The following is a 13,243-nucleotide window of genomic DNA, read 5'->3' as shown; positions in this document are numbered from 1 at the left end:
TAGAGCCATATAGCAGTGGGTCACTTAGTGGGCTTAATTTTTCCATTAAAGATAATATTAATATTGCTCAGTATAAAACATCATATGGTAGCCCATCTTGGCAAGTAAACATAAGGCTGCCATTTATAAGGCACTGTTGCAAAAATGTGGAGGTGATAGGGGTACTACGCCGGAACCCCAGATTTTTCCGTCCGTTCAAATTATCCACGGTTGAGCAGCTTGATCCCGTCCGCCCGCAGTTGACCAACAGGGGAAATATGCCTGTACAAAGTTTGCCGGGTTATCCCAAGTTCCTGGCATAGCGTACTGACCTTTGTTTCTGATTGTCCCATTGATGCCATTGCCAGTCGCAGTTTGACTGGCGTCATTTTATAAGGTCGGCCGCCGTTCCGCCCACGGGCTCTTGCTGATGCCAGACCTGCAGTCGTTCTTTCAGCAATCAGTTCGCGCTCAAACTCCGCCAGTGCGGCAAAGATACCGAAGACAAGCTTGCCAGCGGCCGTTGTTGTGTCGATAGTCGCCCCGTGACCGGTCAGCACTTTCAGACCGGTCCCCCTCGCGGTCAGGTCGTGCACTGTATTAATGAGATGACGAAGATCACGACCGAGGCGGTCCAGCTTCCATACGACCGAGGGCACTGTTGCAAATAGTCGGTGGTGATAAACTTATCATCCCCTTTTGCTGATGGAGCTGCACATGAACCCATTCAAAGGCCGGCATTTTCAGCGTGACATCATTCTGTGGGCCGTACGCTGGTACTGCAAATACGGCATCAGTTACCGTGAGCTGCAGGAGATGCTGGCTGAACGCGGAGTGAATGTCGATCACTCCACGATTTACCGCTGGGTTCAGCGTTATGCGCCTGAAATGGAAAAACGGCTGCGCTGGTACTGGCGTAACCCTTCCGATCTTTGCCCGTGGCACATGGATGAAACCTACGTGAAGGTCAATGGCCGCTGGGCGTATCTGTACCGGGCCGTCGACAGCCGGGGCCGCACTGTCGATTTTTATCTCTCCTCCCGTCGTAACAGCAAAGCTGCATACCGGTTTCTGGGTAAAATCCTCAACAACGTGAAGAAGTGGCAGATCCCGCGATTCATCAACACGGATAAAGCGCCCGCCTATGGTCGCGCGCTTGCTCTGCTCAAACGCGAAGGCCGGTGCCCGTCTGACGTTGAACACCGACAGATTAAGTACCGGAACAACGTGATTGAATGCGATCATGGCAAACTGAAACGGATAATCGGCGCCACGCTGGGATTTAAATCCATGAAGACGGCTTACGCCACCATCAAAGGTATTGAGGTGATGCGTGCACTACGCAAAGGCCAGGCCTCAGCATTTTATTATGGTGATCCCCTGGGCGAAATGCGCCTGGTAAGCAGAGTTTTTGAAATGTAAGGCCTTTGAATAAGACAAAAGGCTGCCTCATCGCTAACTTTGCAACAGTGCCATGTTCCTGTTATGGCTTATGTTCAAGAAAGCATTGCCCCTGAAATGATGGGCAAGGTGTTTTCCCTTTTGATGACCGCCATGACTCTTTCTATGCCGATAGGCTTACTTGTTGCAGGTCCGGTTGTTGAGGTTATAGGTGTTAATACATGGTTTTTCTGGTCTGGTGTTGCGTTGATAGTAAACGCTGTTCTCTGCCGCATTCTGACACGACGCTATGACAAAGTAACAATGAAAACCGCAAGTGGACTGAAAAAAGGACCGGGTTGATGATAATTTGTAGTGGTGAGCTTCTGGGAGTACAAAACAAAGTGCTCAAAATTGTCGGGCTCATGGCGTTTAACGGTATTAATTTCGCTTATAATAATCTTTCTATAATAGCCTAAAGGAGAATATCTATGATACCTAATAGCGAAAATAAAAGAGTATGGTTTATTACCGGAGCAAGCAAGGGGCTTGGCTATGCTTTTACATGCGCCGCCTTGAAAGCCGGGGATAAAGTTGTTGCAGTTGCAAGGACTATCGATAATTTGGCGAAGCTAGAAGAAACATATCAAGAGAGCTTACTGCCATTAAACCTCGATGTTACAGATAGGGAGGCTGTTTTTTCTACGGTTGAAACAGCAGTTAAACATTTCGGTAGGCTTGATATTGTTGTTAATAATGCGGGTATCATGACTATGGGTATGATTGAAGAACTAAACGAATCCGATGCTCGGAAACTAATGGACACAAACTTTTTTGGAGCTCTTTGGGTTTGTCAGGCAGTGATGCCCTATTTGAGGTCGCAGCGTTCTGGACATATCATACAGATTACAAGCATTGGCGCTATTATCTCGGGTCCGATGTCTGGTATTTACAGTGCAAGTAAATTTGCGCTGGAAGGAATGAGTGAAGCCTTAGCAAAAGAAGCGGAACATTTCGGAGTGAAACTCACTATGGTGGAACCAGGAGGATATTGGACAGATTTATACACTTCGATGAGTTACAGCAATCCATTAGATTCATACGGTACACTGCGCGATGAGCTGGCGAAACAGTATTCCGAAGATTCGGTCGATAGTGATCCTTCCTTGGCAGCGGAAGCCCTTATGAAATTAGTAGCCAGCAATAATCCGCCTTTGAGGCTTATCCTTGGCAGCATGGTATACGATTTGGCGATGGATACCTTAAAAGCACGGATGGCTACCTGGGAAGAATGGGAAGCTGTTAGCCGTGCATCAGAAAAGGCTATTCCTGCACCGGAGAGATATGGAGTATAATACCAAACATGGTTTTTGAGGCAAGGACGAAACTATCATGAAAATTGAAATTATGGAATATAACCCGGATTGGACAAAGAATTTTGAAGAAGAGAAAATAAAATTGCTCCATTTTTTCGGTTCTCATGCCGTAGCCATTGAACATATCGGAAGCACGGCGATACCCAATCAACGGGCGAAACCGGTTATAGATATATTTATTGGCGTTTCGCCTTTTGCTGAACTACCTTTTATCAGCGCATTTTTAATGCAAAGGAGTATCACCACACTCCGACAGATATGACAGGCAGATATTTGTTTGCAAAATATACAAATGAAGTTTGGACCCATAATCTTCTTGCTTTGGTGTAGGTATAATACCCAAAAACGAAGTTTATGCGGAACAGGATAACACCTCGAAATCGGAGTTTATATGGCTTCGTGGGGGAGTTATGTGTTTGAGCTTTGTCGCATTAACGCGAATCAGGGGTTGACGGCAGAAATAGACTGGAATTACACTTCTTGGAGTCGGCGTTGCCGGAAAATTCTGATTGGATTAGTTGTTCGGGGTGCGAAAACAGTCGTAGTTCGGGGAAAAAACCGAATTTTGACCCAAAACCGCGAAAAACTCGAAATGACAGTTCCTATCAGTTTTCATAATGAATTAAAACAAAAAAATTAGGCTGCAAAGATAGGGAAAATGTGTCAATTTGCGTAAGTGATAATTAGTCAATTAAGATAAATGCTACTTTTGTAATCAAAGCAAAATGATATGAGCAAGATTTTTGGAATCGTAAATATAACCACCGATAGTTTTTCCGATGGAGGACTTTATTTAGATACAGATAAGGCAATTGAGCATGCTCTGCATTTGGTTGAAGATGGAGCAGATGTGATTGATTTGGGAGCCGCTTCCAGTAATCCTGATACAACTGAAGTGGGCGTTGTGGAAGAAATCAAAAGACTCAAACCTGTCATTAAGGCTTTAAAAGAAAAAGGCATTTCTATTTCTGTTGATACATTTAAACCTGAGGTTCAGAGTTTTTGCATAGAACAAAAGGTTGATTTTATTAATGATATTCAAGGTTTTCCTTATCCTGAGATTTATTCAGGCTTGGCAAAGTCAGATTGCAAACTTGTGTTGATGCACTCCGTTCAGCGAATTGGTGCAGCTACTAAAGTTGAAACGAATCCGGAAGAGGTTTTTACTTCCATGATGGAATTTTTTAAAGAAAGAATTGCTGCTTTAGTTGAGGCTGGTGTAAAGCGTGAACGAATTATTCTTGATCCGGGTATGGGCTTCTTTTTAGGCTCTAATCCAGAAACATCTATTCTTGTTTTGAAGCGTTTCCCTGAAATTCAAGAAGCTTTTAATTTGCAAGTAATGATTGCAGTGTCACGGAAATCATTCTTAGGTAAAATAACTGGAACCGATGTGAAATCTCGTTTAGCACCAACTCTTGCAGCAGAAATGTATGCATACAAAAAAGGTGCAGATTATCTCCGCACCCATGATGTTAAGTCTTTATCAGATGCCTTGAAAATATCCAAAGCCCTAGGTTAGTTTTATTTTTTTAGCTTTCTAAATGAATATGCTATACTTGCTCTGAAGTTGTGTTGGCGTACTTGACTTAGGTCTGGATCTTTCGAACTGTTACTAAGAGGGTAATCATAGGGGTCTGACGCTCAGTGGAACGAAAACTCACGTTAAGGGATTTTGGTCATGAGATTATCAAAAAGGATCTTCACCTAGATCCTTTTAAATTAAAAATGAAGTTTTAAATCAATCTAAAGTATATATGAGTAAACTTGGTCTGACAGTTACCAATGCTTAATCAGTGAGGCACCTATCTCAGCGATCTGTCTATTTCGTTCATCCATAGTTGCCTGACTCCCCGTCGTGTAGATAACTACGATACGGGAGGGCTTACCATCTGGCCCCAGTGCTGCAATGATACCGCGAGACCCACGCTCACCGGCTCCAGATTTATCAGCAATAAACCAGCCAGCCGGAAGGGCCGAGCGCAGAAGTGGTCCTGCAACTTTATCCGCCTCCATCCAGTCTATTAATTGTTGCCGGGAAGCTAGAGTAAGTAGTTCGCCAGTTAATAGTTTGCGCAACGTTGTTGCCATTGCTGCAGGCATCGTGGTGTCACGCTCGTCGTTTGGTATGGCTTCATTCAGCTCCGGTTCCCAACGATCAAGGCGAGTTACATGATCCCCCATGTTGTGCAAAAAAGCGGTTAGCTCCTTCGGTCCTCCGATCGTTGTCAGAAGTAAGTTGGCAGCAGTGTTATCACTCATGGTTATGGCAGCACTGCATAATTCTCTTACTGTCATGCCATCCGTAAGATGCTTTTCTGTGACTGGTGAGTACTCAACCAAGTCATTCTGAGAATAGTGTATGCGGCGACCGAGTTGCTCTTGCCCGGCGTCAACACGGGATAATACCGCACCACATAGCAGAACTTTAAAAGTGCTCATCATTGGAAAACGTTCTTCGGGGCGAAAACTCTCAAGGATCTTACCGCTGTTGAGATCCAGTTCGATGTAACCCACTCGTGCACCCAACTGATCTTCAGCATCTTTTACTTTCACCAGCGTTTCTGGGTGAGCAAAAACAGGAAGGCAAAATGCCGCAAAAAAGGGAATAAGGGCGACACGAAAATGTTGAATACTCATACTCTTCCTTTTTCAATATTATTGAAGCATTTACCAGGGTTATTGTCTCATGAGCGGATACATATTTGAATGTATTTAGAAAAATAAACAAATAGGGGTTCCGCGCACATTTCCCCGAAAAGGGCACTGTTGCAAATAGTCGGTGGTGATAAACTTATCATCCCCTTTTGCTGATGGAGCTGCACATGAACCCATTCAAAGGCCGGCATTTTCAGCGTGACATCATTCTGTGGGCCGTACGCTGGTACTGCAAATACGGCATCAGTTACCGTGAGCTGCAGGAGATGCTGGCTGAACGCGGAGTGAATGTCGATCACTCCACGATTTACCGCTGGGTTCAGCGTTATGCGCCTGAAATGGAAAAACGGCTGCGCTGGTACTGGCGTAACCCTTCCGATCTTTGCCCGTGGCACATGGATGAAACCTACGTGAAGGTCAATGGCCGCTGGGCGTATCTGTACCGGGCCGTCGACAGCCGGGGCCGCACTGTCGATTTTTATCTCTCCTCCCGTCGTAACAGCAAAGCTGCATACCGGTTTCTGGGTAAAATCCTCAACAACGTGAAGAAGTGGCAGATCCCACGATTCATCAACACGGATAAAGCGCCCGCCTATGGTCGCGCGCTTGCTCTGCTCAAACGCGAAGGCCGGTGCCCGTCTGACGTTGAACACCGACAGATTAAGTACCGGAACAACGTGATTGAATGCGATCATGGCAAACTGAAACGGATAATCAACGCCACGCTGGGATTTAAATCCATGAAGACGGCTTACGCCACCATCAAAGGTATTGAGGTGATGCGTGCACTACGCAAAGGCCAGGCCTCAGCATTTTATTATGGTGATCCCCTGGGCGAAATGCGCCTGGTAAGCAGAGTTTTTGAAATGTAAGGCCTTTGAATAAGACAAAAGGCTGCCTCATCGCTAACTTTGCAACAGTGCCCGATGACCTGCGTCGCTTGGTACAGAAGCTGACTCAGCGCGGCGTGCGCATCGAGTTCCTGAAGGAGGGCCTGGTGTTCACTGGCGAGGACTCGCCGATGGCCAACCTGATGCTGTCGGTGATGGGGGCCTTCGCTGAGTTCGAGCGCGCCCTGATCCGCGAGCGGCAGCGTGAGGGCATCGCCTTGGCCAAGCAGCGTGGCGCGTACCGGGGCCGCAAGAAAGCCCTGTCCGATGAGCAGGCTGCTACCCTGCGGCAGCGAGCGACGGCCGGCGAGCCCAAGGCGCAGCTTGCCCGCGAGTTCAACATCAGCCGGGAAACCCTCTACCAGTACCTCCGCACGGACGACTGACACATGCCGCGTCGCTTGATCCTCTCGGCCACGGAGCGGGACACCCTGCTTGCGCTGCCGGAAAGCCAGGATGACCTGATCCGCTACTACACCTTCAACGACTCCGACCTGTCGCTGATCCGCCAGCGACGCGGCGACGCCAACCGCCTCGGCTTCGCCGTGCAGCTCTGCCTGCTGCGCTACCCCGGTTACGCGCTGGGAACCGACAGCGAGCTGCCCGAGCCGGTCATCCTGTGGGTGGCGAAGCAAGTCCAGGCCGAGCCGGCGAGCTGGGCAAAGTACGGCGAGCGCGACGTGACCCGTCGCGAGCATGCCCAGGAACTGCGCACCTACCTGCAACTGGCCCCGTTCGGCCTGTCCGACTTCCGCGCCCTGGACCTCGCCCGCGAGCGCCAGGCGCACGAGGCCGGCGCGCGGACCCGCGCCACGGCCCACGAGCGGACGCCGCAGCAGGAGCGCCAGAAGGCCGCCAGAGAGGCCGAGCGCGGCCGTGAGGCTTGGACGCTAGGGCAGGGCATGAAAAAGCCCGTAGCGGGCTGCTACGGGCGTCTGACGCGGTGGAAAGGGGGAGGGGATGTTGTCTACATGGCTCTGCTGTAGTGAGTGGGTTGCGCTCCGGCAGCGGTCCTGATCAATCGTCACCCTTTCTCGGTCCTTCAACGTTCCTGACAACGAGCCTCCTTTTCGCCAATCCATCGACAATCACCGCGAGTCCCTGCTCGAACGCTGCGTCCGGACGGGCTTCGTCGAAGGCGTCTATCGCGGCCCGCAACAGCGGCGAGAGCGGAGCCTGTTCAACGGTGCCGCCGCGCTCGCCGGCATCGCTGTCGCCGGCCTGCTCCTCAAGCACGGCCCCAACAGTGAAGTAGCTGATTGTCATCAGCGCATTGACGGCGTCCCCGGCCGAAAAACCCGCCTCGCAGAGGAAGCGAAGCTGCGCGTCGGCCGTTTCCATCTGCGGTGCGCCCGGTCGCGTGCCGGCATGGATGCGCGCGCCATCGCGGTAGGCGAGCAGCGCCTGCCTGAAGCTGCGGGCATTCCCGATCAGAAATGAGCGCCAGTCGTCGTCGGCTCTCGGCACCGAATGCGTATGATTCTCCGCCAGCATGGCTTCGGCCAGTGCGTCGAGCAGCGCCCGCTTGTTCCTGAAGTGCCAGTAAAGCGCCGGCTGCTGAACCCCCAACCGTTCCGCCAGTTTGCGTGTCGTCAGACCGTCTACGCCGACCTCGTTCAACAGGTCCAGGGCGGCACGGATCACTGTATTCGGCTGCAACTTTGTCATGCTTGACACTTTATCACTGATAAACATAATATGTCCACCAACTTATCAGTGATAAAGAATCCGCGCGTTCAATCGGACCAGCGGAGGCTGGTCCGGAGGCCAGACGTGAAACCCAACAGACCCCTGATCGTAATTCTGAGCACTGTCGCGCTCGACGCTGTCGGCATCGGCCTGATTATGCCGGTGCTGCCGGGCCTCCTGCGCGATCTGGTTCACTCGAACGACGTCACCGCCCACTATGGCATTCTGCTGGCGCTGTATGCGTTGATGCAATTTGCCTGCGCACCTGTGCTGGGCGCGCTGTCGGATCGTTTCGGGCGGCGGCCGGTCTTGCTCGTCTCGCTGGCCGGCGCTGCTGTCGACTACGCCATCATGGCGACGGCGCCTTTCCTTTGGGTTCTCTATATCGGGCGGATCGTGGCCGGCATCACCGGGGCGACTGGGGCGGTAGCCGGCGCTTATATTGCCGATATCACTGATGGCGATGAGCGCGCGCGGCACTTCGGCTTCATGAGCGCCTGTTTCGGGTTCGGGATGGTCGCGGGACCTGTGCTCGGTGGGCTGATGGGCGGTTTCTCCCCCCACGCTCCGTTCTTCGCCGCGGCAGCCTTGAACGGCCTCAATTTCCTGACGGGCTGTTTCCTTTTGCCGGAGTCGCACAAAGGCGAACGCCGGCCGTTACGCCGGGAGGCTCTCAACCCGCTCGCTTCGTTCCGGTGGGCCCGGGGCATGACCGTCGTCGCCGCCCTGATGGCGGTCTTCTTCATCATGCAACTTGTCGGACAGGTGCCGGCCGCGCTTTGGGTCATTTTCGGCGAGGATCGCTTTCACTGGGACGCGACCACGATCGGCATTTCGCTTGCCGCATTTGGCATTCTGCATTCACTCGCCCAGGCAATGATCACCGGCCCTGTAGCCGCCCGGCTCGGCGAAAGGCGGGCACTCATGCTCGGAATGATTGCCGACGGCACAGGCTACATCCTGCTTGCCTTCGCGACACGGGGATGGATGGCGTTCCCGATCATGGTCCTGCTTGCTTCGGGTGGCATCGGAATGCCGGCGCTGCAAGCAATGTTGTCCAGGCAGGTGGATGAGGAACGTCAGGGGCAGCTGCAAGGCTCACTGGCGGCGCTCACCAGCCTGACCTCGATCGTCGGACCCCTCCTCTTCACGGCGATCTATGCGGCTTCTATAACAACGTGGAACGGGTGGGCATGGATTGCAGGCGCTGCCCTCTACTTGCTCTGCCTGCCGGCGCTGCGTCGCGGGCTTTGGAGCGGCGCAGGGCAACGAGCCGATCGCTGATCGTGGAAACGATAGGCCTATGCCATGCGGGTCAAGGCGACTTCCGGCAAGCTATACGCGCCCTAGGAGTGCGGTTGGAACGTTGGCCCAGCCAGATACTCCCGATCACGAGCAGGACGCCGATGATTTGAAGCGCACTCAGCGTCTGATCCAAGAACAACCATCCTAGCAACACGGCGGTCCCCGGGCTGAGAAAGCCCAGTAAGGAAACAACTGTAGGTTCGAGTCGCGAGATCCCCCGGAACCAAAGGAAGTAGGTTAAACCCGCTCCGATCAGGCCGAGCCACGCCAGGCCGAGAACATTGGTTCCTGTAGGCATCGGGATTGGCGGATCAAACACTAAAGCTACTGGAACGAGCAGAAGTCCTCCGGCCGCCAGTTGCCAGGCGGTAAAGGTGAGCAGAGGCACGGGAGGTTGCCACTTGCGGGTCAGCACGGTTCCGAACGCCATGGAAACCGCCCCCGCCAGGCCCGCTGCGACGCCGACAGGATCTAGCGCTGCGTTTGGTGTCAACACCAACAGCGCCACGCCCGCAGTTCCGCAAATAGCCCCCAGGACCGCCATCAATCGTATCGGGCTACCTAGCAGAGCGGCAGAGATGAACACGACCATCAGCGGCTGCACAGCGCCTACCGTCGCCGCGACCCCGCCCGGCAGGCGGTAGACCGAAATAAACAACAAGCTCCAGAATAGCGAAATATTAAGTGCGCCGAGGATGAAGATGCGCATCCACCAGATTCCCGTTGGAATCTGTCGGACGATCATCACGAGCAATAAACCCGCCGGCAACGCCCGCAGCATCGCGACCGTCATCGGTGAGAAGTTCGGCAGGTATTGGGTGGTGACAATGTAGGTGCTGCCCCAAATGGCAGGTGCTATCGCTGTGAACAATAAATCGGGCGTGCGTAATGACATGCGATTACAAGACCTCCGCTACGGCGATGGGTTTTTGAGAGTTGCAGGCGCCGCGATGACCGCACCCTGACTTGGACTGGCCCTGCCTCGCACCAATCCACCTGCGGCTATGGCCGCGATCATGCGAGGCCCGAAAATTACACGACCTGTACACGTCCGCCGAACCCGGAACGCAACAGAGCTTCGTGGGCATCCCGATCCGGGTCGTAGCAGCAGTCCTGGACCAAACGCACGTCGTAGTCCGCATCACTAGCCCAGGCGACGCTTGAAAGAACAACGCCGGTGGTGCTTATCCCGGCCATGACAAGCGTGCTTACGCCGCGCGTCCGAAGGTCGGCGTCGAGCGCCGTGCCATAAAAGACGCTGGCTCGCGGACATGCATAGAAAAGGTCGCCCCGTTCGATCGCAAGCCCTTCGACGGGCAGACCGGTGCGAAATCGTCCGCTCGGGAGATACGGTGAGATTTGGCGATTCGTCGCCGGCGGCGCATGTTCATACTCTTCGCCGAGCGAAAAGTTGGGGAACAGCACGGGCCGGCCGCGCAAGGCGTGCTGGCAGCCGTGCAGACCCTGCGTGAGATGAACGCCGACAACCTGCGCAAGGTGCCGGCCGATGCACCCACGGCCTTCATCAAGCCGCGCTGGAAGCCGCTGGTGATCACCCCGGAAGGCCTCGACCGGAAATTCTACGAAATCTGCGCCCTGTCCGAGCTGAAGAACGCCCTGCGCTCCGGCGACATCTGGGTCAAGGGCTCGCGGCAGTTCCGCGACTTCGACGACTACCTGCTGCCGGCCGAGAAGTTCGCCGCACTCAAGCGCGAGCAGGCCCTGCCCCTGGCGATCAACCCGAACAGCGACCAGTACCTGGAAGAGCGTTTGCAGCTGCTGGACGAGCAGTTGGCCACCGTCACCCGCCTGGCCAAGGACAACGAGCTGCCCGATGCCATCCTCACCGAGTCAGGGCTGAAAATCACCCCGCTGGATGCGGCGGTGCCGGATCGGGCGCAGGCGCTGATCGACCAAACCAGCCAGTTACTGCCGCGCATCAAGATCACCGAACTGCTGATGGACGTGGACGACTGGACGGGCTTCAGCCGCCACTTCACCCACTTGAAGGACGGGGCCGAGGCCAAAGACAGGACGTTGCTGCTGTCCGCAATCCTCGGTGATGCGATCAACCTCGGGCTGACCAAGATGGCCGAGTCGAGCCCCGGCCTGACCTACGCCAAGCTGTCCTGGCTGCAAGCCTGGCACATCCGCGACGAAACCTATTCGGCGGCCTTGGCCGAGCTGGTCAACCACCAGTATCGCCACGCCTTTGCCGCCCACTGGGGCGACGGCACGACCTCATCCTCCGATGGCCAGCGCTTCCGCGCGGGTGGCCGGGGCGAGAGCACCGGGCACGTCAACCCGAAGTACGGTAGCGAGCCGGGACGGCTGTTCTATACCCATATCTCCGACCAGTACGCGCCGTTCAGCACCCGCGTGGTGAATGTCGGCGTCCGCGATTCCACCTATGTGCTCGACGGCCTGCTGTACCACGAGTCCGACCTGCGGATCGAGGAGCACTACACCGACACGGCCGGCTTCACCGATCACGTCTTTGCCCTGATGCACCTGCTAGGCTTCCGCTTCGCGCCGCGCATCCGCGACCTCGGCGAAACCAAGCTGTACGTGCCGCAGGGCGTGCAAGCCTACCCGACGTTGCGCCCGCTGATCGGCGGCACCCTGAACATCAAGCACGTGCGTGCCCACTGGGACGACATCCTGCGCCTGGCCAGCTCGATCAAGCAGGGCACCGTCACCGCCTCGCTGATGCTGCGCAAGCTCGGCAGCTACCCGCGCCAGAACGGACTGGCCGTGGCCCTGCGCGAGCTGGGCCGGATCGAGCGCACGCTGTTCATCCTGGACTGGCTGCAAAGTGTTGAACTGCGCCGCCGCGTGCATGCCGGCCTGAACAAAGGTGAGGCGCGCAACTCGCTGGCCAGGGCGGTGTTCTTCAACCGCCTTGGGGAAATCAGGGATCGGAGCTTCGAGCAGCAGCGCTACCGGGCCAGCGGCCTCAACCTGGTGACGGCGGCTATCGTGCTGTGGAACACGGTGTACCTGGAACGCGCCACCCAGGGGTTGGTCGAGGCCGGCAAGCCGGTGGACGGCGAGCTGCTGCAATTCCTGTCGCCGCTGGGCTGGGAGCACATCAACCTAACCGGCGATTACGTCTGGCGGCAGAGCCGCAGACTGGAAGACGGGAAGTTTCGGCCCTTACGGATGCCCGGAAAACCTTAGCGTACGATTTTTTCCGAATTCTGCGGGCTCCCCTATTAGCCACACTCGCAAGCCAAGCAGAGTCGGCTTAAATTCTATTGAGTGTTGTAACTACTAGCTTAAATGGCGTTCAACTTCCTCGATTTTACAGCACTACTAATTGTCCCTCGACTACAGGCCATAATTTTCTGTACCTGACTCCAGGAACTACCGCTATCGAGCAACCGATTGATGGCATCGTATCGCTCCTTATTGGCCTGTCGCCCCTTATACCTTCCCTCTTTTTGAGCTTTACTAATCCCCTGTCTTTGACGTTCCCGGCGTTGTTCATAGTCACGACGTGCCACAGCAGCCAGCATGTCGAGCAACATATCGTTAATTGCAGCAAACATGCGGCTATCAAAATCATGGCTTCCTGAAGCTATCCATGTTGTCGGAACGTTGATGGCCATCACTCGTATATCTTTCTGCCTAATCAATTTTTTCAAGCTGTTCCAGTCTTCGCCAGTCAGACGTGAGAGCCGATCTACATCCTCAATTAAGAGAATATCGTTGTGCCGGCAGTCTTTGAGCAACCTGAATAATTCAGGCCGGTCAAGCCTCGAACCAGATTCATTCTCAATGTAGTAATTGCAAATGTTCAGCCCACGTTCCTCGGCAAAACTATCAATCGCAGCCAGAGCGCGAGAAGCATCTTGTTCAGATGTAGAGGCGCGTAAATAAGCCCGGACAAAGCCTTTCGGTACAGTTTGAGTCACAGTGTAGAACCAGTTCGATTTAGGTAGTTAAAGCATAACTATACAGTAC

At 54.0% G+C, this 13,243-nt stretch carries 12 protein-coding genes and 5 pseudogenes; 11 read left to right on the top strand and 6 right to left on the bottom strand.

The annotated features are described in order from the left end of the window. Positions 1 to 200: 200 nt before the first annotated feature. A pseudogene (locus QEN32_RS22545) lies at positions 201 to 629 on the bottom strand (recombinase family protein); the annotation flags it as partial. Between the two features lie 67 nt (positions 630 to 696). Between QEN32_RS22545 and QEN32_RS22540 the strand changes: the two are divergent. The 5 genes and pseudogenes from QEN32_RS22540 to sul3 all read left to right on the top strand — a co-directional run bounded on the left by QEN32_RS22540 (position 697) and on the right by sul3 (position 4,257). Then, the gene (locus QEN32_RS22540; protein WP_001067855.1) at positions 697 to 1,401 is read left to right on the top strand and encodes an IS6-like element IS26 family transposase; all 705 of its coding nucleotides are present in this window, start codon (positions 697 to 699) and stop codon (positions 1,399 to 1,401) included. Positions 1,402 to 1,452: 51 nt separating this feature from the next. Beyond that, positions 1,453 to 1,722: pseudogene (locus tag QEN32_RS22535) on the top strand (hypothetical protein); the annotation flags it as partial. 128 nt (positions 1,723 to 1,850) lie between these two features. Beyond that, a complete protein-coding gene (locus QEN32_RS22530) occupies positions 1,851 to 2,714 on the top strand; it encodes an SDR family oxidoreductase (RefSeq protein ID WP_000612791.1) in 864 nt (287 codons plus the stop codon). A gap of 37 nt (positions 2,715 to 2,751) precedes the next feature. Continuing rightward, positions 2,752 to 2,997 carry a GrpB family protein gene (locus QEN32_RS22525; protein ID WP_001354008.1) on the top strand — a complete coding sequence of 82 codons (246 nt, stop codon included), beginning with the start codon at positions 2,752 to 2,754 and terminating at the stop codon, positions 2,995 to 2,997. A gap of 468 nt (positions 2,998 to 3,465) precedes the next feature. After that, positions 3,466 to 4,257: a sulfonamide-resistant dihydropteroate synthase Sul3 gene (gene sul3 / locus QEN32_RS22520; protein ID WP_000034420.1), complete on the top strand. Its 792-nt coding sequence runs from the start codon at positions 3,466 to 3,468 to the stop codon at positions 4,255 to 4,257. A gap of 257 nt (positions 4,258 to 4,514) precedes the next feature. On the opposite strand, the gene QEN32_RS22515 is transcribed toward sul3, so the two are convergent. Continuing rightward, entirely contained in the window at positions 4,515 to 5,375 is an 861-nt protein-coding gene (locus QEN32_RS22515; RefSeq protein ID WP_000027057.1) for a broad-spectrum class A beta-lactamase TEM-1, read from the bottom strand. A 185-nt stretch (positions 5,376 to 5,560) separates the two neighbouring features. On the opposite strand from QEN32_RS22515, the gene QEN32_RS22510 reads away from it, so the two are divergent. From QEN32_RS22510 to QEN32_RS22495, 4 genes and pseudogenes are all read left to right on the top strand, one after another. Next, positions 5,561 to 6,265 carry an IS6-like element IS26 family transposase gene (locus tag QEN32_RS22510; RefSeq protein ID WP_001067858.1) on the top strand — a complete coding sequence of 235 codons (705 nt, stop codon included), beginning with the start codon at positions 5,561 to 5,563 and terminating at the stop codon, positions 6,263 to 6,265. A gap of 53 nt (positions 6,266 to 6,318) precedes the next feature. Further along, positions 6,319 to 6,669, top strand: a pseudogene (locus QEN32_RS22505) (recombinase family protein); the annotation flags it as partial. A gap of 3 nt (positions 6,670 to 6,672) precedes the next feature. Next, positions 6,673 to 7,044, top strand: a pseudogene (locus QEN32_RS22500) (DUF4158 domain-containing protein); the annotation flags it as partial. Further along, on the top strand, positions 7,024 to 7,269 hold the full coding sequence (locus tag QEN32_RS22495) for a hypothetical protein (protein WP_041937891.1): 246 nt from the start codon (positions 7,024 to 7,026) through the stop codon (positions 7,267 to 7,269). The pseudogene QEN32_RS22500 and the gene QEN32_RS22495, both read left to right, overlap by 21 nt. Before the next feature lie 31 nt (positions 7,270 to 7,300). Here the strand turns inward: QEN32_RS22495 and tetR(A) are convergent, their stop codons facing one another. Continuing rightward, complete coding sequence (gene tetR(A), locus QEN32_RS22490; protein ID WP_038989485.1) at positions 7,301 to 7,951, bottom strand: tetracycline resistance transcriptional repressor TetR(A); 651 nt, start codon at positions 7,949 to 7,951, stop codon at positions 7,301 to 7,303. Between the two features lie 105 nt (positions 7,952 to 8,056). Between tetR(A) and tet(A) the strand changes: the two genes are divergently transcribed. Next, positions 8,057 to 9,256: a tetracycline efflux MFS transporter Tet(A) gene (gene tet(A) / locus QEN32_RS22485; protein WP_000804064.1), complete on the top strand. Its 1,200-nt coding sequence runs from the start codon at positions 8,057 to 8,059 to the stop codon at positions 9,254 to 9,256. 31 nt (positions 9,257 to 9,287) lie between these two features. Here the strand turns inward: tet(A) and QEN32_RS22480 are convergent, their stop codons facing one another. Beyond that, positions 9,288 to 10,172 carry an EamA family transporter gene (locus QEN32_RS22480; protein ID WP_000058717.1) on the bottom strand — a complete coding sequence of 295 codons (885 nt, stop codon included), beginning with the start codon at positions 10,170 to 10,172 and terminating at the stop codon, positions 9,288 to 9,290. A 137-nt stretch (positions 10,173 to 10,309) separates the two neighbouring features. Further along, positions 10,310 to 10,702: an isochorismatase family cysteine hydrolase gene (locus QEN32_RS22475; RefSeq protein ID WP_001351729.1), complete on the bottom strand. Its 393-nt coding sequence runs from the start codon at positions 10,700 to 10,702 to the stop codon at positions 10,310 to 10,312. Positions 10,703 to 10,705: 3 nt separating this feature from the next. Here QEN32_RS22475 and QEN32_RS22470 point away from each other — a divergent pair. Next, positions 10,706 to 12,457, top strand: a pseudogene (locus QEN32_RS22470) (Tn3-like element TnAs1 family transposase); the annotation flags it as partial. A 98-nt stretch (positions 12,458 to 12,555) separates the two neighbouring features. On the opposite strand, the gene QEN32_RS22465 reads toward QEN32_RS22470, so the two are convergent. After that, positions 12,556 to 13,194, bottom strand: a complete 639-nt coding sequence (locus tag QEN32_RS22465; protein ID WP_024245155.1) for a recombinase family protein — start codon at positions 13,192 to 13,194, stop codon at positions 12,556 to 12,558. Between the last annotated feature and the right edge of the window lie 49 nt (positions 13,195 to 13,243).

The sequence above is a fragment of the Salmonella sp. SA14318 genome, from assembly GCF_029866905.1.
GTDB lineage: Bacteria > Pseudomonadota > Gammaproteobacteria > Enterobacterales > Enterobacteriaceae > Salmonella > Salmonella enterica.
Note: the sequence above shows the minus strand (reverse complement) of the source record. Positions and strands in the feature narration are given on the sequence as shown.